The sequence below is a fragment of the Dyadobacter sp. 676 genome (assembly GCF_040448675.1).
In the GTDB taxonomy this organism is placed as follows: Bacteria; Bacteroidota; Bacteroidia; order Cytophagales; family Spirosomataceae; genus Dyadobacter.
In genome coordinates this window covers 2,414,864-2,439,480 of the sequence record NZ_CP159289.1, presented here as the reverse complement: position 1 = coordinate 2,439,480, position 24,617 = coordinate 2,414,864, and the positions used below count along the sequence as shown (strand labels likewise).

Sequence of the window (24,617 nt, the reverse complement as noted above, 5' to 3'; positions counted from 1 at the left end):
GGACCGTTTCCGTCGATTTCAATTTTACAACTAATCACAGCGCTTTCTATACAGGATTTACTAGTTTTGCGTTAAGATCAAAGTATTCTTTCACCCATGGAATTAATTATATTTTTGATGTCATGCTAACCAGAAAAATTCATAAAATACTGATACTTCTGATACCCGTTTTTATTACATTGAGGGTGCAGGGACAGGATAATATGAAGAACAATACCTCAACGGGCCCTCTGCAACTTGTTTTTCCGGCGGAACCGGAATGGAACGTTCTGTACGAGGGAAAAGAGATCAATTTTCACTTGCAAACCAGAGGAGGAAAGAGCGATTCGGTAAGATATTCGATAGGAAGCGGGCTGTTGAAGGATATGAAGTTCGATTCTACCGGCCATTTCGTGTGGACGCCCGGCTTCGATATCGCCGACCGGATCAACACGACCAAGAATTTTCCCGTCGTGTTCGAAGCGCAGAATGCAGCCGGCGAAAATGCGTCGCGCGAGATAGTTTTCAAAGTGAACCACGTGAACCGGCCGCCGCAGGTGGATGAGTTGCAACCATTCTATGTTCAGTACAAGACGCAGAATGTGTATAAGATCGATATGGGCTCGGTCCGCGACCTGGACGGCGACCCGATCGTGTTCGTACCCATTCTGGAAGAAATGCCTGAGGGAATGAAATTATCGGCCGCGGGCGAGATTACCTGGGACCCTTCGGTGACCCAGTTCGGTATTCTCAAAAAAGGGCCTCGCTACATGGAGTTTTACGTCGAGGACCAGCCGTCCAAAGCTCGGACGAAAGGGCGTTTGAAACTCGATATTACACAGATGGATCTTGCGCCGGACTTCACCATTATCCCGCAGCAATCGGTAATTCGCAGTGCCGAGAATAATCGCATTAACCTGCGCTTTACCTTGTCAGATCCAAACGGGGAGGATGACATTACCGCATTCAACTTCATTTCAGAAAATAAGAAGGTCCCGCAGAGTGCACTGGTGAAAAATACCGCCACCAGCTACGAGTTCATTTGGGAGCCGGGTTACGACTTTGTAAAGGACCCGTTTGATACGCTGGCGTTTAATATCACATTCTACGTCCTCGACAAGGCGCAGAACAAAAAAGAGCGCACGGTTAAGTTTGTAATCAAGAACACGGTGGACGAAAGCCTGCGCGATACGTATGTCTACAACCTGTACAGGGGCGCGCTCGTGAATGCGTGGGGGCTGATCGAGCAAATGACGGAGAAGGAGCAGGAACTCAAAAAGGCGTATTCCCGCGCCAAGAAAGGTAAGCGGAGCAGATCATTGCTCAATGCTTCGCTGGGTGCAACAACCGGACTTGCGCCCGTAATCGCCAAATCAAACCAGGATACACGCGGTTACATTACCACGATCGGCGGAACGACGGTGGCAACGGTGGGAACGCTAGAAGCGACGGAGGTGATCGGAAAGTCGGTAAACGGCTTGCTCGACCGTTTCAATTATGTAATGCAGAAGAAAAACGAGTTGCAGAATAAGGGCGACGTGTTCGCCCGCGAATATGGACAGAAATCGTCCCGCCGCCAGCCGGATTTCATCAAAAAGCTCGACGAATTCAAGGCATTGATGAACCTGAGCGGCCTCGTGGCATTGGAACTAGATGCTAACTGGGAGAATAAAAAAGAAGCAACCGACGCCGCGATTAAAAAGACATTCAAGGATTTTGTCCCATATACCAAAGACGAAAATTAACCATCGGGCATGGCCACAATAAGGGGAGCTTTAAATGCTCTCCTTTTTTGTTTTCGTCCTCTTCCGTAGTAGTGGGTGTCGAGGTATCGTTCTGCGGATTCGTGTCCACCGTCGTTTCAGCAGAAGGAGGCCCATGTAAACCACCATCTCCTTCTTCCCTTTCCTCCTTTTCTCCATCCTCCCTCTCTCCATCTTCCGGCGCGTGTGAATGGAAGCTCCCCTGGAATATCAGAATACTGCAAACACCGAGAAAAATGCAGGAATCCGCAATGTTGAAAATCGGCGTGGAGTAATATTGGCCGCCCCAGATTGGAACCCAATCGGGAATGAAACCTTCCCAGAAATCGACGAAGATCATGTCGATTACCTGCCCGTGAAACCACGGGGTGGGAGAACCATAAGGGGCATTTCCGAGCAGTACGCCATAGAAGGTACTATCGATTACATTCCCTACCGCGCCGGCGAGGATCATTGCCAATGCCCAAAGCAGGCCTTTGGAAGCACCCGCTCTGGCGAGGTGAATCATATAGCCGCCGATAGCAACCATGGCCACGAGCCGGAACAATGTCAGGAACAATTTACCATATTCATGCCCGAGCTGCATGCCGAAGGCCATGCCGGGATTCAATACATAATGCAGTTTCAACCAATCCCCGATGAGCGCGATCTGGCCGGAAAATCCGGGTTGCATGTATTTATGAACCAGAAGTTTGGAAGCCTGATCTATCCCGATAAGGAGCACGCTGAAAAGTAAATAGGGGGCTGGGTTTCTGGATTGGTTCATTCGGTTTTTAATACAATTGACAAATTTCGGAATGCGAAAGTAATAACTTACTTATAAAGAACCGATTCCTCTTCTCTTCAATTCACTTTTAACGAGCAAAAACTCGCGGCTGCTCTGGCCGGCAATGGAAGTGTTTTCTTCGGCCCTGCGGATGAGATAGGGCAATACCGCATCGATAGGGCCATATGGGACATATTTGGCCACATTATAGCCTGCCTTCGCGAGATTATAGGAAATGTTATCGCTCATACCGAGCAACTGCGCGAACCAGATACGGTCGTCGTTGCGGGGAATGCCGAGCTTTTGCATTTTGAGAGCGCAATATTGGGAGCTGTATTCGTTGTGTGTTCCAAGACAAATCGAAATGTGTTCGAGGCGGTCCAGGCAGAAGTCGATGGCGAGATTATAGTCTGTATCGGTTGCTTCTTTGGAAGTGTGGATGGGGTTGAAGTACTCCTGCTCGCGGGCGCGCAATCTTTCCTTTTCCATATAAGCCCCGCGCACGAGCTTGCTGCCGAGGTAGTAGCCTTTCTGCCGGGCAGTCAGGAAAGCGTTTTTCAATGCTTCGAGCGTTTCGTGGCGGTAGAGCTGGTAGGTATTGTAAACGATCGGCCGCTCGCGGTTGAACTGCTGCATCATTTCATACGCGAGGTCGTCGATCACACCCTGGATCCAGCTTTCTTCGGCGTCGATGAAAATGCGGACGTTCCGTTCGTGCGCGTGTGCGCACAGGCGTTGCACGCGCTCCCGTGCGCGCTCGTATGCGGCCGATTCCGCTTCCGAGAGCTCGTCCTTCCGCTGAACTTTTTCCAGCAGGTCGGAAGAAGCTACGCCGGTCACTTTAAATACGGAAAAAGGAATGGTATCCGAGCCCGCCGCCTTGTCGATCGTCTTGAGGATTTCGGCCGTGGTGGCGTCGAAACTGGCTTCTTTATCTTCTCCTTCAACGGAATAATCCAGAATCGTTCCAATGCCCGACTGGCGTAGGGATGCAATGGTAGCGTCGCAGTCGTTAATCGTCTCACCGCCACAGAATTGTTCAAAAATCGTGACCCGAATGAGATTTTTTATAGGTAAGTTGAGTTTTAGCGCGAGCTTTATAAAAAAAGTGCCTAAATTTACGACTCGAGCCTGATTCATAAGGCTGAATAGCCAGTATGTCTTCCTGAGTTTGGCGTCTGATTTGGATGCGAAGGCAACGGAAGTATCTTCAAAAAATACAGGTATTTGGTCGTTTGGTGACGGATATGCCATTTTTGATGTACGTTTTTCCTGAGTAACTGTTTAACAATTCATTATCGAACCACAGGAAGAAAGTAATACACGTTAAGAAGTTGATTGACTTTTGTGGGGTCAAATGTACGGGCATTCGAAGAAATACGCATAATACCGGATCAAAATATTACAATTATCAATTTTTTATTAAGGACAAGTTTTTGAGTATGAATGCTTCTTTAGATATCCTTCCGCTTAGCAGTTGGATCAATACCGAAGGAAAGCCTTTGGTAATCGCCGGGCCTTGCAGCGCAGAGACCGAGGAACAAATGTTAGAAACCGCAACCCAGATCAAAGAGGAAGGATTTGCGCACGTGGTACGTGCAGGGGTGTGGAAACCGAGAACTCGTCCAGGCAGCTTTGAAGGCATGGGAGAGGCAGCTTTGCCATGGTTGCAAGCGGTGAAACAGCAAACAGGCCTGCCTGTGGCTGTGGAAGTGGCTACGCCTCAGCATATCGAACTGGCATTGAAACACGGCGTTGATATTCTTTGGGTAGGAGCACGTACAACCGTGAACCCGTTCAACGTACAGGAACTTGCAGATGCCCTGAAAGGAATTGATGTACCTGTATTGGTTAAAAACCCTGTAAACCCCGACCTGCAATTGTGGGTAGGGGCCCTGGAACGTCTGAATCAGGCCGGCGTGAAAAAAATCGGTGCGATCCACCGCGGTTTTTCGAACGCACAGGAGCACAAATACCGCAACTCGCCGATGTGGAACATCGCGATCGAGTTGAAAACGATTTTCCCGCAATTGCCGGTAATCGGCGATCCTAGCCACATGGCCGGAAAGCGTGCTTACCTGTACGAAATCGCTCAGCGCGCGCTCGACCTGCATTATGATGGTCTGATCATCGAATCGCACCGCGATCCGGACAAAGCATGGTCCGACGCTGCGCAACAGCTGACACCTGCCGCACTGGGCCAAATGCTGCACGACCTGCACGTACGCAAAGAATCGTACGGCAGCGATTACCAGTCTCAACTGGAAATTATCCGTGGAAAAATCGATAACCTCGACCGCGAATTACTCGAAACGCTGGCAAACCGCATGGCCCTGGTTGAGAAACTGGCCGAATACAAACGCGATAACAACGTAGCCGCTTACCAGGTCGACCGTTTCCGTGAAGTACTTGAAACCCGCGCCGGATGGGGCCGCAGCCTGAATCTGTATCCAAATCTGGTGGACGAGCTGTTTAAACTCGTTCACATGGAATCGATCCGCAAGCAAACCGAGGTGATGAACCAGGTGAATGCATAAGATCGGGATTGATTATAAATATGGAAAGCCGCTCAGTAATGGGCGGCTTTCATTGTTTTAAGCTCAATGTATTTTCAAATACCCTTCTCTTTTAAAACCCTGCTGATTTCCTTCGCCCAGATTTCGTAGGCTTTTGTATTCAAATGCGTTTTATCGACCGCATATTCGGCACGCAAGCCGGTGGAATCGGAGATATAGCGGTTCAAATCGATATAGGTAATGTTGTTTTGGTTACAAAAAGAAATCAGGAATGCGTTCAATGCATCGACCTCCTTTTTGCTTGAAGGGTCGTGCTGCTCGTAGACCGTCAGCGTCACCACCGGCGTAATGCCGTTTCGCATCAGCATTTCGAGCATAGTTTTAAAATTAGCCTGAATGCGCTCCTGCGCCACTCCGACGGTAATGTCGTTGATACCACCCTTGATAAAGCAGACTTTTGGATGCAGGTCGATGACATGCGATTGGAGTAGTTGAAGAAAATGATAGGTTGTCTGGCCGGGTAGTCCGTTGTTCATCACATCGGTCCTCCCGAGCAATTCCACCCATTTCCCCTGGGCGGTAATGGAGTTACCGTACATGACGATCGTCGGGTTACCTTTCATTTGCACGAAGCGCTGGGCGATTTTATCCCGGTAAATATAGCCGAATACCAGAAAGGTCGCGATCAGGACCGCATTCAATGCAAGTGAAAAGATCAGCAACCTTCGTCGTTTCATTTCGAAAATAAATCGTGGGCTCTCTCGCCGAGGTTGAAACATCTGCGGCAACGGGCTTCGTACAGATCCGCTTCGCCGAGCAGCACGCGCTCATTCGATGGCGAAAGGCGGTAGGAGTGCGAAGCAACTTCCCCACAAACCATGCATACGGCGTGCACTTTGGTGACATATTCGGCAATCGCGGTCAGTTGCGGCACACAGCCGAAGGGCTTGCCCATATAGTCCATATCGAGCCCGGCGATGATCACGCGTTTGCCGGTATTGGCCAGTTCGTCGCATACGGCCACGATTCCTTCGTCGAAAAACTGGGCTTCGTCGATGCCTATTACTTCATAGTTTTGAGCGAGGTCTGATATTTGCCGGGGTGTTTGTACGGGTATCGAGGGAATTGAATTGTCGTTGTGGGAAACAATGTTCTCTTCGTGGTATCGTTTATCAAGCGCAGGTTTGAAAATCTGTATTCTTTGCCGGGCAATTTTGGCGCGGTTGAGCCTGCGGATCAGTTCTTCGGTTTTGCCGGAAAACATGCAGCCGCAAATGACCTCGATCCAGCCGGTACGGGGATTTTGAAATTCTCTTCTGTGGGATGGTTCTACAAACATACTTTGATGCCGAACCGACCGATTGAAAGGTCGATTTTTATTTTATATTTACAAATCAAACATATTTTTCCCAACACTACGTTACTCAAAGCGCTTATTCGTTATGCCGGATAATCTGAATTCAATCGCACTCAACCAGTACGCTGCACGGTTCACAACAACAGTTCTGAACGAAGTGTACAGGTCGCAGGACGTCGTTACCGGTGCCGGATTATTAAAACTGACACCCGTACGGCAGGTCAACCTGGGAATCCTCAACCGCCTGTTCGAAGAATGGAAAAACAACGCCGAAGCCTTCCGCAGCCCTTATTTTGATTTTTCCAATGAAGAAGTAAAAAGTGCGCTGGAAGAATTCATGAACACGGCCTCGCAGCACATTGCCGTGAAACGCGCCGACCTCGAACCGTTGCTGTCCGATTCGGTAAAAGATTCACTGAAACTGCTCCTGACGCCTGCCACTTATTTTGAAGATAAAATCAGAGCTGTCGCTGATGCCGAGTTTACGCACGCGAAAGCCGAACAGCTCGTGAAATACACGCATATCCACCGCGGCATTGCCCAGGCATTGCTCGGTCGCCTGACCGACAGCGGGTCCGACTCGGTATATCAAACACAGGCGGTGAGCTGGTTGTACGAGTTCAAGGACAATGCCGATCTGATCGACGACGTTGAACAGCATTTAGTACAATTCGCGGAAGTATTCCCTATCAACGTCGGCGAGTTGAAAATTCAGGAGACTGGTAAAGCAGCAGCCGAGAAACAGCACAAGCATGAATCCTTTTTCGATTCGGCATTCAGCCAGTTGGAGCCAAGCACCGCCCGCCCGGTAGCGCCCCGCGCCGAACCGGCTTCCGCGGTAATCGGCGAGATTGTGGCGAAAGCCAATGCCCAGCCGACCCCTGAAAGGGACTCATTGAACAACCGCTTCAAGGTCGATTTGCCGAAACCTTCCGAGGATAAATCCTATGGCAGCGTGCCCGTACGCGTGGAAAGCATTGCCGGCAGCATTCCGCTGGGGCAGCGTTTTATGTTCGTCAACCAGCTTTTCGATCGTAACAGCGAGCATTTCGATAAAGCTATTTATGAGCTCGACCGCGTGAAAAGCTTCGAGGAAGCCGAAAATCTGATCTGGCATCGGTATGCTTCCAAATATGCATGGGATGTGAATGGAGAGGCAGTGACCGCGTTACTGGCGATTGTTAAGCGGAAATTTGCTTAAAAAACGCATTTGATATTGATCCCCATGCGCCGGAAGCCCCCTTTCGGCGCATTTTATTTACCCGACGATTTGCTGGAACATTATCCGTGCCTTTTGCAATTCACCGGTATCGATACAGAGTAATTCTCTTTGTTCCCTCGCGAAGTCCACCAGTCGTTCGGTAGGCATATTTCCCACCAGATCGTCCTGCGCCATCGGGCAGCCACCGTAGCCCAGCAATGCGCCATCGAAACGGCGGCAGCCGGCGTCGTAAGCAGCCTGTATTTTCGGCCGCCAGTCGTCGGGCCGTGTGTGAAAATGCGCACCGAATTCCAGTTCCGGATAATGGGGGATCAATGCCGTGAAAAGCCATCCTATGTCGCTCGGCTGCGCCACACCGACAGTATCGGCGAGCGAAAAGGTGCTCGTGCCTAGTTTCGAGAGTTTTTCCACCCATTCCATCACAATCTCCGGCGCCCAGGGGTCGCCATACGGATTGCCAAATCCCATTGAAATATAGATTACCAGCTCCTTCCTGTGTTTTTGGCATAAATCGGCGATGCGCTTTACCCGCTCGAAGGATTCCTCTACGGTTGCCTGCGTGTTCCGCATTTGAAACGTTTCCGAAATGGAGAACGGATAACCGAGCTGACCGATCTGCTCAAACGCACAGGCGTCGGTCGCGCCGCGCTCGTTGGCGACAATTGCAAGCAGGCTGGTGTTGCTGCCGGTCAATTCGAGCCGTTCGGTAATCCAGGCTGTATCCTGCATTTGCGGCATGGCCTTGGGTGACACAAAGCTGCCGAAGTCGATCGTCTCGAAACCGACCCGGATAAGCTGGTTGAGGTATTCCAGCTTGATCTCCGACGGGATGAAGGGGTGAAAGCCTTGCCAGGCGTCGCGGGGGCATTCGATGAGCTTCATATGTTTAATGATTGAATGATCGAATGATTGAATGAGTGAATGTCTGAACGGGTTTGACCTTCTCTGACAACTACTTGGCTACTTCCTGACCTTTTGACTAATGAACCGCTTTGCTAATGTGCCCGGAGCGGAACTAAAAAACAAAGACTGCGATCAGGTAGTTCTTTGGAGCTACGTGATTGCAGTCGGTGTTGCGTTATTATTTCTGTTGTTGCACCCCTGACGGGGTTTTGGCATTATCGTTGTGGGGAGTTGCTACCAATGTTACATCGCTACGCGATTTGAAATGCGGTTAGACTTATAACGTTCGTAGCAAAATTCGTTTATTCAACTACCCGCAAGTACCGTCAGGCTGTCACAGCGCTGTTACATTGCGATTTGAAATGCCGTCAGGCATATAACATTGGTAGCAAATTTGTATTTATGCGGTTTCGACAAATGCCGTTAGGCATGTGACAACGATCGCAAACGATTTTTGCCTTAATGCAAAGCCGCTATTTCAAAATCGGGGCAAGGTCGGCTTCGTTTTCAGCCAGCCAGGCGGTGATTTCTTCGACGATCTGGTGGATTCCTATTTTAGGCTCCCAACCCGTCAATGCGGTGACTTTGCTGTTGTCGGTTACATAAAGGCGAATGTCGGCAGTCCGGTTTTCGGGAACGACTTTAATCGGGATGGTCTTACCGGTTACCTCCTGGCAGATTCTGGTCAATTCCTGCAATGATGCGCTGCTTTGGAGGCCGCCGCCGGCATTCAGGATTTCGCCGTTTACCTTGTCGAGGTTGTGCAGTTGCCAGTCGATCAGGTTATAAAGATCGGCTACGTGCAGCATGTCGCGGATCTGCTTGCCGGTGCCGCCGTATCCGAAATAACCGAGTTGCTGTCCGAAATAATGCTTGGCGATCCAAAGCACCATTACGCCCTGATCTACCTTGCCCATTTGCCACGGGCCAGTGATCACGCCGCAACGGTTGATAACCGTCTTGAGGTTGTAAAACTCGTTGTATTCCTGGATGATCAGCTCCGAAGCCAGTTTCGTAGTTCCGTAAAGCGAACGCGCGCCGTTCAGCGGGAAATCCTCGGCGATGCCTTTGGATGAGACCCCCGGTACCGTCTGCTCGTCCGACAACGCGAAGCGGGTTGTTTCTTCCACGAAATTCAACTCCTCGATCGTTTTGATCGGGTACACGCGGCTCGTGGAAAGGAATATGAACCCGGCTTTATGTTTCAGTGCATAATTGAGGCAGTTCACGGTCCCCACCAGGTTGGTATTGATCAGATAGTCGGGCGTACCGTCCAGGCCGGCCAATACCGATGGTTCCGCAGAGGCTTCGATTACCGTATCGACGGCCGGAATCGAGTCAAAGTCTTCCTTATTACGGATATCGCCATGCACAAACTCCACACCTGCTTTTTTCAGACGGGGGATATTTAGCTCCGAACCGCGCCTTTTCAGGTTGTCCAGTGTGTAAACCTGGTAGTCGGGATAGTTTGTTTTCAGGGCTATGGCCAGCGAAGAGCCGACAAAACCGGCTCCACCAGTGATCAGGATTCTCATAAAAGGTAAGTGAAATGTGTGGTACGTATAAAAGGCCAAAGTTAGGGGATTCGCCGGAACCGGCGCTTATGCATTAGATAAATAGCATTTGATTCTTTTGTGATTTAATTTAATGATTCGAATAAAATATTTAAATTACATTTGAAGTATGTAACTTATGAGCACTTCTATAAGTACAAGCCCCGGTACTGCAACATTTCGATAGCCTTTACAAGTATTGCATAAAATCAACTGCGTAGATGCGTATTTTTACCACTGCATTATTTCTTTATGCCCTGTTTCCGGGGAAAAGCAATGCCCAGGGCTCATTGGCCGAAGCGTCTTCGGCCAGGGAAGTTGCGGCTTATCCGGTGTCGCTTTACAAAAACGCGACTTCCGTTTCCCAGAATTTGTATAATGGGCGGCAATATTATGTATACGACGCCCGCATGGAAGAACACCAGTTTTTTCATCAGCGCCGCTGGCTCAATGGTACGGTGCTTTACGACGGCCAGCAGTTCGACAGTATCCCGATGCTCTACGATATTTTCAGGGACGAGGTCGTGATCCGGCACTTCAATGGCGACCATGTGCTGTTACAGACGGTTAAGGTGGATTCTTTTATTATCGACAACCACCATTTCGCGAGACTCGAAGCGGGTAAGGACATTAACCCCCAGATGCGAACCGGTTTTTACGACATCATATACGGCGGCAAGTCGCGCACGCTCGTGCGCAGGACCAAGTCGCGGCAGGAAAAGATCGTTGAAAAGAAAGTAATCGCCTATTATCCCGAAAAGAATTTCTTCTATGTGTTCAAGGATGGCCGGTACCATCCTGTGCATACGAAGAAATCGGCGCTGGAACTGTTTCCGGACCGCAAGCGGGAGTTACGCAGGGTGCTGCGGGAAAACAAGATCAAGTTCCGTAAAAACCGTGAAATGGCCATTGCGAAGATGGTCGAAACCTACGACCAATTAGCCAGATGAAAATACTTTTACCTTTAACCCTATTTATTTGCGGCTTCTTTGTTACTCCGTTTGTGCACGGCCAGAGCGTGCCGGAGAAAAAGATCACGATGAAGCTGGATTCGGCACGATTCGACCAGTTTGTGAAGCAGGTGGAGGAGCAAACCGGCTACTATTTCTATTATGACGCTGCGAAGTTCGATAGCCTTACACTCGACCTCAATGTGAACAACCTCTCGCTGCGCGAAGTGCTCGACCAGGTTTTCCGCGGTTCCGAATTCGAATATGCCATCGACGGGCAAAAGCGTATCTTCATTACCCAAGGGCAGAAAATCATTACTCAGCTCGTTCCAGGGCTTTTTAACCCGGAACGCGCGGGCGAAACCGATTCCATCGCCTATGCCGGCCCCGATAGCGACGTCAAGGAAAAGCTGCTATCGACTGCCGAAAGCAAGGTGCATGAAATTGGAATACGGAAACACAGGATAACACCCGGCAATTCGACGATTACAGGCTACGTCAGAAACGCCGTCACTGGTGAGCCGGTGATCGGCGCGGCGGTATTCATTACCTCGCCGTCCATCGGGGTCACCACGGATGCGCTCGGGCAATACGCGCTCACGATCCCGCGCGGGAAGCATGTAGTGCGTATCAAAAGCACGGGCATGCGCGAAACACAGCGGCAGGTTGTACTTTATTCCGACGGCAAGCTGGATATCGAAATGCGCGAAAGCGTGATTGCCCTGAAAGAAGTATCCGTTAAGGCGGGTATGGACAAGAACGTGGTAGGTACGCAAATGGGGACGGTGAAGCTGACCATCAAAAACCTGAAACAGGTCCCAACCGTATTTGGCGAGACCGACCTCTTACGCACCATACTTACCCTGCCGGGAATCAAATCGGTGGGTGAAAACAGCACGGGGCTCAATGTGCGCGGCGGCTCGGTGGACCAAAACCTCATACAATATAACGATGCGGTGATTTACAATCCGTCACACCTTTTCGGTTTCTTTTCGGCATTCAACCCCGACGTGTTGAAGGATGTGGAACTCTACAAAAGCACGATTCCGTCCCGTTTCGGAGGGCGTTTGGCCTCGGTACTCGACATTAACAGCCGGGATGGTAATAAGAAGAAGTTCGTTGCTTCGGGCGGTATCGGGCTGGTAACGGGAAGGGTTACACTGGAAGGGCCGCTGGTGAAAGACAAAGCGTCGTTCCTGCTAGGCGGGCGTTCGACCTATTCAAACTGGGTGATCAGGGCTTTGGATAACGAGAATTACAACAGGAGCTCCGCATCGTTTTATGACGTCAACCTGCATTTGAACTATGAAATCAATGAAAAGAACAGCCTCTCGCTGACCGGTTACGTCAGCGACGACCGGTTCAGGTTGTATGGCGATACATTATATGCGTATCAGAACCGGCTGGGTTCCGTTAAATGGAAACATACTTTCAATTCGCGGTTGTACGGCGCATTCACCGCCTCGCATAGCAAGTACCAGTACGCGATGGAAGCGGAAGGTCTTCCGCTCAATTCGTTCGATCTGAAATTTGATATTAACCAATCCAACTTCAAGGCCGATTTCAGCTACGTTCTGCATCCGAAGCACACGCTGGAATTTGGTTTGAGTACCATCTACTATAAGCTTCACCCGGGCACATTTAAGCCCCGTGGCGGCGAGTCGCTCATCATGCCCGACGAGCTGGAACCCGAACAGGCTACGGAAAGTGCGCTATACCTGGAAGACAAATGGGAAGTGAGCCCGCGGTTGTCCATTTCGGGCGGATTGCGCTGGTCGTTCTTCCAGTATCTGGGACCGAAAACGGTGAATACCTATCTGCCTGGTTTCCCGATCGATCACATTTATCAGGAAGGAGTGCAGGAATATAAATCGGGTAAAAAGATCAAGTCTTACGGAGGGCCGGAATACCGGGCGTCGGTGCGGTACAGCCTGTTCGATAACCTTTCGATTAAAGCGAGCTACAACACTCTGCGGCAGTATATTCACCTGCTGACGAACACCATGACGGTTTCGCCGACCGACATCTGGAAGCTCAGCGACCCGTACATCAAACCGCAGATCGGCGACCAGCTTTCACTGGGATTGTACCGGAATTTCAGGGGGAATAAAATAGAGGTTTCGCTGGAAGGTTACTATAAAAACATCCGGAACTTCCTTGATTACAAAGGCGGCGACTCGCTGATCATGAACCATAATATCGAAGCCGCGGTGATCAATACCAAAGCGAAAGCGTACGGAGTGGAATTCATGATCAAGAAAATGACCGGAAAGCTGAACGGCTGGGTGGGTTACACGTATGCGCGGACGCTGCTGCGCGCCGTCGACCGTGATTCGCCCGACGCGCCTAACGACGGTAATTTCTATCCGAGCAACTATGATAAACCGCACGATTTTACACTGATCTCGAATTACCGGTTCTCGCACCGTTTCAGCGTGTCGTTCAACTTTACGTACAGCACCGGCCGGCCCTACACGCCGCCGATCGGTAAGTACGTGATCGATGGCTCGCAAAGGGTCTATTATGCCGATCGTAACCAGTTTCGTATCCCCGATTATTACCGGACGGACGTAGCGATGAACATCGAAGGTAATCACCGGATCAAAAAACTGGCGCACAGCTCGTGGACACTCGCGGTTTACAACCTTTTCGGAAGGAAGAACCCGACGTCGGTTTATTTCCAGACGGTCGGTGGCCGGGTGAACGGCTATCAGCTTTCCATTTTCGGCCAGCCGATCCCGACGGTAACCTACAATTTCAGATTCTAAAAAGAGGTGCGGGTAATGAGATACTGGTTATTAAAAATAGGCTTTTTTGCATTACTGCTGATCGTTGACAGCTGTGTCGAACCGTTTTCCCCACCGGAGACCAACTCGGACGAGAACTACCTGGTGATCGACGGTTTCCTGAATGTCGGTGGTACCGATTCGACGCGCATCGAACTCCGCAGGACCCAGAACGTCAACGCGAGCGCCGCGCCGGCCATCGAAACCGGCGCGCAATTGTGGGTGGAGGAAGAAAACGGCGAAACGTCGCCGCTGAGCGAATCGGGGTGGGGGCTTTACACATTGCCGCCCAGGCAGTTCAACCGGGGGGGGCAAGTACAGGTTGAGGATTAAAACAAAGGATGGGCAGGAATACCTGTCCGAGTACGTGGCGGTTACTATCACCCCTGCGATCGACAGCGTTACCTATAAAGTAGATCCCGTGCTGAATGCGGCCGTGTTTTATGTAAATACCCACGACACGCAGGGCAAAACACAGTTTTATCGCTGGAAATTCGAGGAAACCTGGGAATACGAAGCGGCTTACTATTCCGCATTGATGGTCAGGAACGATTCCGTGGTTACCAGGCGGGACAATATTAACAGATGTTGGGGGAAACTGAAATCGGGCAGTATATTGCTGGGCAGCACCATCAAGCTGAGCAGCGATGTGATTAAGGACCTGCCGATTAACCGTGTGCCTATTTCAACCAACAAGCTTTTTATCAAATACAGCATCCTGGTAAAACAATATGGCTTGTCGCGGCAGGCGTTCGAATACTGGACCGACCTTGCCAAAACAACCCAGGGTACCGGAAGCCTTTTCGATGTGCTTCCGTCGCAGGTGACAGGTAACATCCGTAATGTCGCCGACCAGCGGATATTGGCATTCGGTTATTTCAGCGCGGCGACGGAGGAAACCCGCAGATTCACCATCTCGCCGAGGCTGGGCATGTTTCCGCGCTGTATCGAGCCGGACACCATTCCGATCCGGTGCTCGTCACGCGACGCCGACGAATGCGCTTTGAACACGGCTAAATTGCTCCTGACTTACTGGGGGCCGCGTTCGGACTCTGTTCTGGTGGCGGCGCATTCCTGCGCCGACTGCCGTCTGCAAGGTGGTACCACCGAAAAACCCTCGTATTGGTAACGAATCTGTCGGTAATGATCGTGAAAAAGACAAACTTCATCAAAGAACTGAAAAGTGGCGGTTTCAGAAAAAGGCGCATGGGGCGATGGTGGTCGTTGGGGCTGGCCGTGGGATGGGCTGTTAACGGCTGTATCGAACCGTTCTCGCCGCCGGAAGTAAGCGATCCTGAAACTTACCTCGTAGTGGACGGATTTCTGAATGTAAACGGCGATACCAGTACCATTCTTTTAAGCCATACACAAGCCACCAACGACGACAAAGCGGTGGAAAAGGAAACAGGTGCGTCCATTGTCGTGGATGCGGAAAACGGAGAGAGCTACGCGTTCCAGGATATGGGAGACGGTTCCTACAAGCTGCCGCCGTCGTCATTCAACCAGGATACAAAATACAGGCTTCGGATTCGGAGGAGCGACGGGCGCCAGTACGAGTCGGCATACGTGGTAGTAAGCAAGACGCCGCCGATCGACAGCATCAGCCATCGGGTAGATCCGGTGCGGAATGCGATGCTAATTTATGTAAATACCCACGACGCAACGAATGCGACGCGTTTTTACAGGTGGAGTTTCGAAGAAACTTACGAATACCGGATGCCCTATTATTCCAGCCTGACCCGCGATTATAAAGCGGGGCAAATCGTTTCGCGGAAGGATAATATCAATGTCTGCTGGCGAACACTGGCATCCAGGGATATCAAACTCGGTTCGACGATCAAGCTTAGTCAGGACATCATCAGGGAGTTGCCGGTCAACATCGTGGACATTGCTTCCAACAAGCTGTATTTCGGTTATACCATTCTTGTAAAACAGTACGGGCTTACCCGCGAAGCATTTGAATACTGGACGGATCTCGCCAAAACCACCCAGGGGACCGGCAGCCTTTTCGATCCCCAGCCATCGCAGGTAACCGGCAACATCCGGAACGTATCCGATGCGAAAGAGCTGGTTTTTGGTTATTTCAGCGCAGCACAGGAGCAGAAACAGCGGGTTTTTATCCGCGAACGGCTAGGCGCGTATCCCCGCTGCCAGGCCCCCGATACACTTGATTTTAACGAAGCATTCAACGGGGCGGCGGTGTTGCTCTATTTTTATCAGGGCTTGCCGAAAAGCGGTTACCTGGGGACATCGGAGTCGTGTGCCGACTGCCGGTCGCAGGGAGGGACTACCACCAAGCCATCATTTTGGGACGAGTGATAATTTTTATTGTCTGAAAATATACAATGAAACTCAGGACATTAATTTGCGGTTTGCTGGCATTGGCATTATACGGGCCTTTGCGTGCGCAGGACGACGCCATGCTGGCGTCCATGCAACAGCGCTTCGGGCTTTACACAGAGCGGGCCGTGCAGGAAAAAATGTATGTGCATATCGACCGGCCATTCTACCTGGTGGGGGAGACGATCTGGTTCAAGGCATACAACCTTAACGGGGCCACGCACCGCTTTCTTGACCTGAGCAAAGTGGGTTATCTGGAAGTACTGGACACGGAGAATAACCCGGTCGTGCAGACCAAATTCGCGTTGGCCGATGGTCGTGGGAATGGCTCAGCACAAGTGCCTTCTACGCTCGTAAGCGGGAAATATAAATTGCGCTGCTACACCAGCTGGATGAAGAACTTCGCCGCCGAGAGTTACTTCGAAACATCCATCTCCATCCTGAACCCGTTCGTGCGATTCGATCCGGACAAGGCCTCGAAGGAGGAAACGCACTACGACGTACAGTTTTTTCCCGAGGGCGGGCACTGGGTGAATGGCATCGAGAGTAAGGTCGCATTCCGCGCGGTAGGCGTCGATGGCAAGGGAATCCGGTTTAAAGGGAGCATTTTGAATCAGCGGAATGAAACGGTCCTGGAATTTGAACCGGAATTGAACGGGATTGGCTATTTCACGATGAAACCTGCGGAAGGCGATACCTACAAGGCGGCCATTACCGACACCAAAGGTAAACGGTTCGAGTACGAATTACCGAAAGCGGAGCCGTTGGGTTACGTCATGGAGGTGAAGGATTCGACGTCGGCACTCGTGAAAATAACGGTTGCCGCACGCCTTCAGAGTGACGCTCCCGCGAATGTGTACATACTCACGCACACGCGCCAGGCCAATGCCCTGTTTGGAAAAAAGGCGTTGAGCAATGGAAAGGCGGTTTTTGTATTGGAAAAGGCTAAGCTGGGCGAAGGCATCTCCCAGATCACCATATTCAATGAAAAGCTGAAACCGGTTTGTGAAAGGCTGTATTTCAAAAGGCCCGAAAAGCAGCTGACCATCGAGGCGCAGCTCGGGAAAAGCTTCATTACCCGGGAAAAAGTGGCGGTGAACCTCCTGGCAGGGACAGGACAGGGGTTGCCGGCCTGGAGTAGCCTGTCGGTGGCGGTGTACCTCGATGATTCCATTCAATATCAGCCGCAACACGATATCCACAGCTATTTGTGGCTTACAGCCGATTTGAAAGGTGATATTGAAAATCCCGGGTACTATTTGCAGAACACCGGCAAGTACGCCGACCGCCAGCTCGATAACCTGATGCTGACCCACGGCTGGCGTCGTTTGAAATGGGACAAGGTGTTTGGAGGCCAGCTTGTTACCTTCGAACATTTGCCTGAATACGACGGACATTTTATCCATGCACGCCTGCTCAACAAATCCGACGGAATGCCTGCTAAAAACAAGGATGCGTTCCTGGCTTCGCTGGACGTTCCGGCGCGGTTGTACGTCGACAGAAGCGATGATAACGGCCGGGTGAAATTCGAAGTAAGACAATTTACAGGCCCGAAGGAAATCACGCTGCAAACGGACCTTGCCAATGACACAACCTGCCGTTTCGAGGTGGCAAGCCCGTTTTCAAGGCAATTCTCGACTACGCACACCGCATCTTTCTATTTTGACAAGAACCTGGAAAACCAGCTGCTGACGCGGTCCATCAACATGCAAACCGCCAATGCGTACCTGCCGAGAATTTACACCGAGAAAAAAGCGGTGCTTACCGACTCGTTACCGTTCTTCGGGATGCCTGACGAGAAGTATTTCCTCGACGATTTTACCCGCTTTCCTACTATGGAGGAGGTTTTAAGGGAATATGTGAAGGGTGTCCTCGTGCGCAGGAGGCAAAAAGAGTTTCATCTGCGAATGATCGACAAGCTGCTTCCGAACACTTACTACACCACCGACCCGCTGATGCTTCTGGATGGCATTCCAATCTTCGATGCCGATAAAATCATAGAAATGGATCCTTTGAAAGTTAAAAAAATAGAGCTGCTGAGCTCGCGCTATTTTCTGGGGCCGATGACTTTTACCGGTATTGTCAGCTTCTCGACTTACCGCGGCGACCTCGGTGGTTTTGAACTCGACCCGAAAGTGCTGGTGATGCCTTACGAGGGCGTTCAGGCACAGAGAGAGTTCTATGCCCCGAAATACGATAGCAACAATGCCAACAGCCGCATAGCCGACTTCCGGAACCTTCTGCATTGGGCGCCGAATGTGACGACCGGCAAAGACGGCAAAGCGACGGTCGAATTTTATACTTCCGACCAGACGGGCCGTTACAATGTGGTGATCCAGGGCATTACCCCCGATGGTACGGCAGGCAGCAAAACCGTTTCATTTGACGTCAAGAAACGCAGCCTTTAAATATAAAACTCCGAGGTGTGCTTGATTTCCTTTAATACGAAGGTACTGTTGAGCACGCCTATGTTGTCTATTTTAGACAGCTTGTATTTCACGAAATCGTGGTACTCGTCGAGGCTGGCGACATTGATTTTCAGCAAAAAATCGACCTGCCCGGCCATGTGATAGCATTCCTGCACTTCATGAAGGTTCTGTATCTCCTGTTCGAACTTTTCGATAAATGCCTCGTTATGGTAGCGCATCGATACCTGGCAGATGGTCGTCACCTGCCTGTTGATGAGCTTTTTATCCAAAATAGCTACATATTGTTTGATGTAGCCCAAACTTTCCAGTCTTCTTATCCGCTCGTACACCGGTGACACGGTTAGGTTAAGCATCGTCGCGATTTCCTTGGTCGTTTTCTTCGCGTCCTTTTGCAGGATACGAAGGATTTTGGTATCGATTTTGTCCAACTGTTCCATGGGGCAATAATATTTACTGGTACCGCTTTCGAATTGAACGTTAAAAAGTAAATTTTGCTTCAAAATTCAAATAGTGTGGTAATCTTTCCTGTAAAATAGGGTGTTTGTTGAAAATAATTTTCGCAAATGGGAAATTGCAAGTGATTTATGCTTTACCCAAAAGTGGTTTTTTATGAAAACGGACTGCGTTTTAGTAATAGGAGCAAACGGGCAGATCGGATCCGTTCTGGTGGAATATCTGAGGGAAATTTACGGACTGGGGAAAGTGGTGGCAACGGACATCCGCATGCCCGAATCCCCGGCCGGAATTTTTGAGCAGCTCGACGCGACCAACGCCGGTGAAATGGGAGCTATCGTGCGGAAATACGGCGTTACGCAAATCTATCATCTCGCCGCCATCCTCTCGGCAAAAGGCGAGCAGGACCCGCTCCGGACGTGGCACATCAACATGCAAACGTATTTCAACGTACTCGAAGTAGCGCGAGAGAACGGGGTAAGAAAGGTTTTTTACCCGAGTTCCATTGCCGTTTTCGGTGACCGTGTGGATACCTTGGCCGAGCAATGGTCATACCTTGATCCGTCGACGGTTTATGGCATCAGTAAGGCGGCGGGTGAGAATTGGTCGAATTACTATTTCAAACGGTACGGTGTCGATATCCGCTCGCTACGTTATCCCGGCATTGTCGGCTATCAGTCGATGCCGGGTGGCGGTACCACCGATTACGCGGTCGATATTTATCACAAGGCGGTGAAAGGCGAAGCATTCGAATGCTTTTTGAAACCCGAAACGACCTTGCCGATGATCTACATCAGTGACGCGATGGACGCCACAGTCCGACTGATGGAAGCGCCTGCCGAAAAAATCTCCGTGCGAACGTCTTACAACCTCGCTGGAATGAGTTTTTCGCCCGCAGAAATCGCCCAAAGCATTCAAAAAATTATCCCCGATTTCGACATAACTTACAAACCAGACTTCCGCCAGGCCATCGCCGATTCCTGGCCGAAGGAAATCGACGACACCCAGGCGAGAAAAGACTGGGGTTGGCGGCCAAGCTACTCGCTCGATAAGATGACGGAAGAGATGATCAGCGAGTTGCGGAAGAAGTATCAAGTCGTTAATAAATGAGTGAATGAGTGAATGACAGAATGGTCAAGTGTGGTCATTCATAGTCAAGAGTGGTCATTAAAATTGTTCAAATTCACTCATTCAAATTCACTCATTCACTCATTTAAAATTCACTCAATTCAAAATTCATCACAATGTACGGTACCATCCAAAAAGAGCTTCAATCCGAACTGGAAGCAATCCGCTCGGCGGGGTTATATAAGAAGGAGCGCGTGATTACGACCCCGCAAGCTGCGCATATCGCTACTACCGATGGTGTGGATGTGCTTAATTTTTGTGCTAACAACTACCTGGGGCTTTCGTCGCATCCGGCAGTGATCCAGGCGGGGATCGACGCCATTCATTCGCATGGCTTCGGGATGTCGTCGGTGCGGTTTATTTGTGGCACGCAGGATATTCACAAGGAACTTGAACGCAAAACAGCCGAATTTCTCGGAATGGAGGATTGCATTCTCTACGCGGCGGCATTCGATGCGAATGGAGGCGTTTTCGAGCCGTTGCTGAACGAGCAGGATGCCATTATTTCCGACGAACTGAATCACGCCTCGATTATCGATGGCGTGAGGCTTTGTAAAGCCAAACGCTTTCGCTATAAGCACAACGACATGGCCGATTTGCAAAAGCAACTCGAAGACGCCAAAGGCAGCCGCCGCATTCTGGTCGTGACGGACGGCGTGTTTTCCATGGACGGTACCATTGCCCAGCTCGACAAGATATGCGACCTGGCCGAGCAATATCGGGCAATGGTGATGATCGACGAATGCCATGCAACCGGCTTTATGGGAAAAACCGGACGGGGTACGCACGAGTACCGCAACGTAATGGGCCGTATCGACATTATCACAGGCACATACGGCAAGGCATTAGGTGGCGCGTCGGGTGGATTTACGGCTGCAAAAAAGGAGATCGTTGAGATCTTACGCCAGCGTTCTCGTCCGTATTTGTTTTCCAATACATTGGCGCCATCCATTGTAGGCGCTTCCATCAAAGTACTCGATCTGCTCACCTCGTCCACCGAATTACGCGATAAGCTGGAACGGAATACGCAATATTTCCGCGAGGCCATGACCGACGCCGGTTTCGATATTCTGCCCGGCGAGCACCCGATCGTGCCTATTATGCTTTACGAAGCAAAATTGGCGCAGGAATTTGCGGCCAAACTGCTCGATGAAGGCATTTACGTGATCGGCTTCTTCTATCCCGTGGTACCGCAAGGCAAAGCGCGTATCCGCGTCCAGATCTCGGCCGGGCATGAGCAGGGCGACCTCGAAAAGGCGGTGGCGGCATTTACGAAAGTAGGCCGCGAGCTGGGCGTGATTTAGTCGGGTGTGGTCAGGTATTGTCAAGTGTAGTCAAATGTAGTTCGAGAGAAATGCTGCTAAGCATGTAATATTGGTGGGAATGCGACGGCGCTGGTTGCGTCAAAAAATGCTGTCAGGCATGTAATAACAATGCTCTGTTGTCGCATGCCTGACGGCATTTCCATTCCCGCCCCACCTACCTTTCCGCGTCAAGCAATTCGACTTCCACGTGCAGCGATTGCAATGTCGCGTTGCCGTATTGGGTAACCATCGCTACATCGGCGGCGTCGCGGCCGTGGGCGATTTCGATGCGGTATCCCTCGGTTTTTTCCTGCACGGCGTCGAAGGTGTACCATTCGCCGCCAATGAAAACTTCGAACCAGGCGTGTAAATCCATTTCCTTCAACTGATCGAGGTAGCCGACCGTCATGCGCGTCGGGATGCAGAGGTTGCGGCATAATGCAATGGCCAGGTGCGTGAAATCGCGGCATACGCCTATGCGGCTGCGGGCGGTGTCGAGCGCGGTGGTGGCGGCATTGGAAACACCGTATTGATAACGCACGTTTTGATGGATCCACACCCGGATCGCCTCCACCTGCTCGTAACCCGGCGTGAGGTTGCCGGCGATTTCGAGGGCTAACATATTGATTTCGTGTAAATCCGACTGACAATAGCGGCTTGGCAGGATATAATGCATTACCTCATCAGGCAAATCCCCCACGGGCATATACGCAGGCGGCGGATCGGGAATGGGCTTCGTGGGATTTACCTGCGCGTGCACTTCGGTGGAAATGGTCACCTTCCCCACCGGCAAAATCGTGCGCTGACACGGATTGCCGTAAAGGTCCGTATACTCCGAAAACGGTATTGAAGGCTCGATGTTAAAACCTTCCTGAATGATCGACTGGCCTTCCTGACGGCGGGGGCGTAACATGGTCGTTACCGTGGTGGGGGCATACACGTCGTACGTGAATATGCTTCTTCCCTTCATTTTCATGTATAAGGCGGATTAATATCTGGTTCAATGTAATGATGCTTAGTTACTTAAAAATTACGTGCCATTTATTTTATTATGAACTCCCGTATAGACCAGAATTAAATCGTTTTAATCGGCGTTTGTACGTCAGGAATATTAATTTTAGGACGAGTAGTATTTAGTGAAATTTAAATAATACATCTATGGCAGTTACAAAATGGATCGTAGACCCGGCGCACTCAGAAGTGCAGTTCAAGATCAAACACCTGGTAATTTCGACGATTACCGGTTCCTTCAAGAATTTTGAAGGCGGGGCTACTTCGGATATGAATAACTTCGAAAATGCGGAAATACATTTCTCCCTCGACGTGAGCAGTATCGATACCAATGTGGAGATGCGCGACGCTCATCTGCGTTCGGCGGATTTCTTCGATGCCGAGCAGTATCCGCACATTACTTTTCAATCAAACTATTTTCACAAAGTAAAAGGCGATAAATATAAACTTTCGGGCCTCCTCACACTGAAAGGCATTACCAAGCCGATCGAGCTCGATGCCGAATACGGCGGTGCCGAAAAGGATGCCGATGGCAATTTGCGTGTCGGTTTCGAGGTGGAAGGGCGTTTAAGCCGTCAGGAATTCGGCCTGAATTATATGCAGCTGACCGATTCGGGCGGTTTGGTGATCGGCGAGGACGTGAAACTGATCGCCAACATCCAGCTTGTAAAGCAAGCGTGATCTACCAGTAAATCTTTTTTGACATAATGCCCGGCACGAACCTGAAACCTGGTTTGCCGGGTATTTTGATATCAATAGAAAACGGGGAATCCCGTCTTTTCATCGAACCTAAACTCGCAATCCATGAAATTGCTGCGGATTATTTTAAAAGTTATCGGGATTTTTCTTCTTCTGCTCGTGCTTGCCATTGCCACGATGATCACAACAATGGACGACACGCCATACCGGGAAATGGCCTATTACAGGGAATGGAAAACGCTCATCGCCGGAGTCCGGCCCGACACCGCCGGTGCTTCCGGAACGTTACAGGCGGGATGGGCGAAGGTTAATATCACACCGGCGTCGCCTACCCCTACGGCGGGCTACGGTAACCGCCGGGGAAAACTGTACACGGCTGTGCACGACTCCGTTTACGTGCGCGCGATGGTGATCGACAACGGGCATACCCAAGCGGCTATCGTCGCCGCCGATTTGCTGATCGTTCCGCCGACGGTGATCAAATCCCTGAAAGAGAAGTTGAAACCGGGCGATATTCCGTTCGGGCAGATCTATTTCGGCGCCACACATAGCCATAATAGCGTTGGCGGTTGGGGAACGGGTATTTCGTCGCTGTTTTTCTCGGGTAAATATGATCCCGCGATCGTGGAAAGCCTGGCCAACGCATTTCATCAGGCAATAACCGAAGCCCGAAAGAAGCTTGAACCCGTGCAACTGACTTACCTGGAATCGCTCGATTCACTCGATATCCGTAACCGGCTGGTAGGCGAGGAGGGGGGGTATCGATCCTGAAATACGCTCGGCGGCATTCGTTGCCAAAAGCGGGCAAAAGGCGATTCTGAGCTCGTTCGCCGCGCATTCAACTGTTTTAAATTCCAAAAACATTGTCCTCTCGCGCGATTATCCCGGGGCGCTCGTGGATTCGCTGGAAAAAGGCCGGTATAACTTCGCGATGTACATGGCCGGGGCCGTAGGCAGCATGGGGCCGATCGAAAAGGGAACGGATGATTTCGACGAGGTGAAAAACCAGGCATTTGGTGTTCAGAACGCATTATTATCCCCCGACACGAAAAAGGAGGATTCTAAAAATTCTATTGTGGAAACCGTGACGTTGCCGTTACCACTGCGCGAGCCGTCGCCGCGGCTTACGATGAACATTGTATTGCGCCCGTGGGCGTTCAAAAAGGCTTTTGGCGAATATCCGGTGTTTGTGAAAGCATTGCGTATGGGCAATATCCTGATGGTAGGCATGCCCTGCGATTTTTCTGGTGAACTGACAGCTCCGCTGGATGCCTATGCGAAGAAAAAAGGCCTGAACCTGATCGTGACGAGCTTTAACGGGGGGGTATATCGGTTACATTACCCACGATAAGTATTTCAACCGCGATCTGTACGAAACGAAAACCATGAACTGGTACGGTCCCTACAACGGCGCCTATTTGCAGGAGGTAATTAAAGACATTATTGACAAGTTATCCT

Annotated in this window: 22 protein-coding genes; 14 read left to right on the top strand and 8 right to left on the bottom strand. The window is 50.6% G+C overall.

Annotated features, from left to right (window positions below; translation table 11 throughout):
- The first annotated feature begins 122 nt into the window (after positions 1-122).
- Positions 123-1,724: a hypothetical protein gene (locus ABV298_RS10885; RefSeq protein WP_353722143.1), complete on the top strand. Its 1,602-nt coding sequence runs from the start codon at positions 123-125 to the stop codon at positions 1,722-1,724.
- Here the strand turns inward: ABV298_RS10885 and ABV298_RS10880 are convergent.
- Positions 1,687-2,508 carry a lipoprotein signal peptidase gene (locus ABV298_RS10880; protein WP_353722142.1) on the bottom strand — a complete coding sequence of 274 codons (822 nt, stop codon included), beginning with the start codon at positions 2,506-2,508 and terminating at the stop codon, positions 1,687-1,689. The two genes, ABV298_RS10885 and ABV298_RS10880, sit on opposite strands and share 38 nt — an antisense overlap.
- Positions 2,509-2,559: 51 nt before the next feature.
- Positions 2,560-3,762 (bottom strand): proline dehydrogenase family protein, encoded by a 1,203-nt coding sequence (locus ABV298_RS10875; protein ID WP_353722141.1) that lies wholly within the window; start codon positions 3,760-3,762, stop codon positions 2,560-2,562.
- 188 nt (positions 3,763-3,950) lie between these two features.
- Here ABV298_RS10875 and ABV298_RS10870 point away from each other — a divergent pair, with 188 nt between their 5' ends.
- A complete protein-coding gene (locus ABV298_RS10870; RefSeq protein WP_353722140.1) occupies positions 3,951-5,045 on the top strand; it encodes a chorismate mutase in 1,095 nt (364 codons plus the stop codon).
- A 74-nt stretch (positions 5,046-5,119) separates the two neighbouring features.
- Here the strand turns inward: ABV298_RS10870 and ABV298_RS10865 are convergent, their stop codons facing one another.
- Positions 5,120-5,761: a GDSL-type esterase/lipase family protein gene (locus ABV298_RS10865; protein WP_353722139.1), complete on the bottom strand. Its 642-nt coding sequence runs from the start codon at positions 5,759-5,761 to the stop codon at positions 5,120-5,122.
- Positions 5,758-6,363 (bottom strand): thymidine kinase, encoded by a 606-nt coding sequence (locus tag ABV298_RS10860; RefSeq protein ID WP_353722138.1) that lies wholly within the window; start codon positions 6,361-6,363, stop codon positions 5,758-5,760. The genes ABV298_RS10865 and ABV298_RS10860 overlap by 4 nt, the downstream gene beginning before the upstream one ends.
- A 103-nt stretch (positions 6,364-6,466) precedes the next feature.
- On the opposite strand from ABV298_RS10860, the gene ABV298_RS10855 reads away from it, so the two are divergent.
- Positions 6,467-7,582, top strand: coding sequence for a hypothetical protein (locus tag ABV298_RS10855; protein WP_353722137.1), 1,116 nt, complete (start codon positions 6,467-6,469; stop codon positions 7,580-7,582).
- Positions 7,583-7,639: 57 nt separating this feature from the next.
- On the opposite strand, the gene ABV298_RS10850 is transcribed toward ABV298_RS10855, so the two are convergent.
- The gene (locus tag ABV298_RS10850; RefSeq protein ID WP_353722136.1) at positions 7,640-8,485 is read right to left on the bottom strand and encodes a hydroxymethylglutaryl-CoA lyase; all 846 of its coding nucleotides are present in this window, start codon (positions 8,483-8,485) and stop codon (positions 7,640-7,642) included.
- Positions 8,486-8,979: 494 nt separating this feature from the next.
- On the bottom strand, positions 8,980-10,041 hold the full coding sequence (locus ABV298_RS10845; RefSeq protein ID WP_353722135.1) for an NAD-dependent epimerase/dehydratase family protein: 1,062 nt from the start codon (positions 10,039-10,041) through the stop codon (positions 8,980-8,982).
- A 239-nt stretch (positions 10,042-10,280) separates the two neighbouring features.
- On the opposite strand from ABV298_RS10845, the gene ABV298_RS10840 reads away from it, so the two are divergent.
- Genes ABV298_RS10840 through ABV298_RS10815 form a run of 6 tightly spaced genes read left to right on the top strand, consistent with a single transcriptional unit; the run spans position 10,281 to position 18,543 of the window.
- Entirely contained in the window at positions 10,281-11,009 is a 729-nt protein-coding gene (locus ABV298_RS10840) for a hypothetical protein (RefSeq protein WP_353722134.1), read from the top strand.
- Positions 11,006-13,777: a TonB-dependent receptor gene (locus tag ABV298_RS10835; RefSeq protein ID WP_353722133.1), complete on the top strand. Its 2,772-nt coding sequence runs from the start codon at positions 11,006-11,008 to the stop codon at positions 13,775-13,777. The genes ABV298_RS10840 and ABV298_RS10835 overlap by 4 nt, the downstream gene beginning before the upstream one ends.
- A gap of 15 nt (positions 13,778-13,792) precedes the next feature.
- Positions 13,793-14,128 carry a DUF4249 family protein gene (locus ABV298_RS10830; RefSeq protein WP_353722132.1) on the top strand — a complete coding sequence of 112 codons (336 nt, stop codon included), beginning with the start codon at positions 13,793-13,795 and terminating at the stop codon, positions 14,126-14,128.
- Entirely contained in the window at positions 14,118-14,924 is an 807-nt protein-coding gene (locus ABV298_RS10825) for a DUF4249 domain-containing protein (protein ID WP_353722131.1), read from the top strand. Before ABV298_RS10830 ends, ABV298_RS10825 begins: the two co-directional genes overlap by 11 nt.
- Positions 14,925-14,938: 14 nt before the next feature.
- On the top strand, positions 14,939-16,114 hold the full coding sequence (locus ABV298_RS10820; RefSeq protein ID WP_353723171.1) for a DUF4249 domain-containing protein: 1,176 nt from the start codon (positions 14,939-14,941) through the stop codon (positions 16,112-16,114).
- 26 nt (positions 16,115-16,140) lie between these two features.
- Positions 16,141-18,543, top strand: coding sequence for a hypothetical protein (locus tag ABV298_RS10815; protein WP_353722130.1), 2,403 nt, complete (start codon positions 16,141-16,143; stop codon positions 18,541-18,543).
- Here ABV298_RS10815 and ABV298_RS10810 read toward each other — a convergent pair.
- The gene (locus tag ABV298_RS10810; RefSeq protein WP_106594330.1) at positions 18,540-19,001 is read right to left on the bottom strand and encodes an Lrp/AsnC family transcriptional regulator; all 462 of its coding nucleotides are present in this window, start codon (positions 18,999-19,001) and stop codon (positions 18,540-18,542) included. The genes ABV298_RS10815 and ABV298_RS10810 overlap by 4 nt on opposite strands.
- Before the next feature lie 172 nt (positions 19,002-19,173).
- Here ABV298_RS10810 and ABV298_RS10805 point away from each other — a divergent pair, with 172 nt between their 5' ends.
- Both ABV298_RS10805 and kbl read left to right on the top strand, forming a co-directional pair.
- Complete coding sequence (locus ABV298_RS10805; RefSeq protein WP_353722129.1) at positions 19,174-20,127, top strand: NAD-dependent epimerase/dehydratase family protein; 954 nt, start codon at positions 19,174-19,176, stop codon at positions 20,125-20,127.
- A 134-nt stretch (positions 20,128-20,261) separates the two neighbouring features.
- Complete coding sequence (gene kbl / locus ABV298_RS10800) at positions 20,262-21,449, top strand: glycine C-acetyltransferase (RefSeq protein WP_353722128.1); 1,188 nt, start codon at positions 20,262-20,264, stop codon at positions 21,447-21,449.
- Between the two features lie 175 nt (positions 21,450-21,624).
- Here kbl and ABV298_RS10795 read toward each other — a convergent pair whose 3' ends face one another.
- Entirely contained in the window at positions 21,625-22,425 is an 801-nt protein-coding gene (locus tag ABV298_RS10795; protein WP_353722127.1) for a transglutaminase family protein, read from the bottom strand.
- 182 nt (positions 22,426-22,607) lie between these two features.
- Between ABV298_RS10795 and ABV298_RS10790 the strand changes: the two genes are divergently transcribed.
- From ABV298_RS10790 to ABV298_RS10780, 3 genes are all read left to right on the top strand, one after another.
- A complete protein-coding gene (locus ABV298_RS10790; RefSeq protein WP_353722126.1) occupies positions 22,608-23,141 on the top strand; it encodes a YceI family protein in 534 nt (177 codons plus the stop codon).
- Between the two features lie 123 nt (positions 23,142-23,264).
- Positions 23,265-23,930 (top strand): neutral/alkaline non-lysosomal ceramidase N-terminal domain-containing protein, encoded by a 666-nt coding sequence (locus ABV298_RS10785; protein ID WP_353722125.1) that lies wholly within the window; start codon positions 23,265-23,267, stop codon positions 23,928-23,930.
- Between the two features lie 124 nt (positions 23,931-24,054).
- Positions 24,055-24,510, top strand: coding sequence for a hypothetical protein (locus tag ABV298_RS10780; RefSeq protein WP_353722124.1), 456 nt, complete (start codon positions 24,055-24,057; stop codon positions 24,508-24,510).
- Positions 24,511-24,617 lie beyond the last annotated feature (107 nt).

Coding starts and splice junctions, on each gene's coding strand:
- ABV298_RS10885 (WP_353722143.1), top strand. CDS start 123: ATGCTAACCAGAAAAATTCATAAAATACTGATACTTCTGATACCCGTT.
- ABV298_RS10795 (WP_353722127.1), bottom strand. CDS start 22,425: ATGAAAATGAAGGGAAGAAGCATATTCACGTACGACGTGTATGCCCCC.
- ABV298_RS10790 (WP_353722126.1), top strand. CDS start 22,608: ATGGCAGTTACAAAATGGATCGTAGACCCGGCGCACTCAGAAGTGCAG.
- ABV298_RS10835 (WP_353722133.1), top strand. CDS start 11,006: ATGAAAATACTTTTACCTTTAACCCTATTTATTTGCGGCTTCTTTGTT.
- kbl (WP_353722128.1), top strand. CDS start 20,262: ATGTACGGTACCATCCAAAAAGAGCTTCAATCCGAACTGGAAGCAATC.
- ABV298_RS10785 (WP_353722125.1), top strand. CDS start 23,265: ATGAAATTGCTGCGGATTATTTTAAAAGTTATCGGGATTTTTCTTCTT.
- ABV298_RS10880 (WP_353722142.1), bottom strand. CDS start 2,508: ATGAACCAATCCAGAAACCCAGCCCCCTATTTACTTTTCAGCGTGCTC.
- ABV298_RS10810 (WP_106594330.1), bottom strand. CDS start 19,001: ATGGAACAGTTGGACAAAATCGATACCAAAATCCTTCGTATCCTGCAA.
- ABV298_RS10870 (WP_353722140.1), top strand. CDS start 3,951: ATGAATGCTTCTTTAGATATCCTTCCGCTTAGCAGTTGGATCAATACC.
- ABV298_RS10860 (WP_353722138.1), bottom strand. CDS start 6,363: ATGTTTGTAGAACCATCCCACAGAAGAGAATTTCAAAATCCCCGTACC.
- ABV298_RS10850 (WP_353722136.1), bottom strand. CDS start 8,485: ATGAAGCTCATCGAATGCCCCCGCGACGCCTGGCAAGGCTTTCACCCC.
- ABV298_RS10875 (WP_353722141.1), bottom strand. CDS start 3,762: ATGGCATATCCGTCACCAAACGACCAAATACCTGTATTTTTTGAAGAT.
- ABV298_RS10815 (WP_353722130.1), top strand. CDS start 16,141: ATGAAACTCAGGACATTAATTTGCGGTTTGCTGGCATTGGCATTATAC.
- ABV298_RS10855 (WP_353722137.1), top strand. CDS start 6,467: ATGCCGGATAATCTGAATTCAATCGCACTCAACCAGTACGCTGCACGG.
- ABV298_RS10865 (WP_353722139.1), bottom strand. CDS start 5,761: ATGAAACGACGAAGGTTGCTGATCTTTTCACTTGCATTGAATGCGGTC.
- ABV298_RS10845 (WP_353722135.1), bottom strand. CDS start 10,041: ATGAGAATCCTGATCACTGGTGGAGCCGGTTTTGTCGGCTCTTCGCTG.
- ABV298_RS10840 (WP_353722134.1), top strand. CDS start 10,281: ATGCGTATTTTTACCACTGCATTATTTCTTTATGCCCTGTTTCCGGGG.
- ABV298_RS10820 (WP_353723171.1), top strand. CDS start 14,939: ATGATCGTGAAAAAGACAAACTTCATCAAAGAACTGAAAAGTGGCGGT.
- ABV298_RS10830 (WP_353722132.1), top strand. CDS start 13,793: ATGAGATACTGGTTATTAAAAATAGGCTTTTTTGCATTACTGCTGATC.
- ABV298_RS10805 (WP_353722129.1), top strand. CDS start 19,174: ATGAAAACGGACTGCGTTTTAGTAATAGGAGCAAACGGGCAGATCGGA.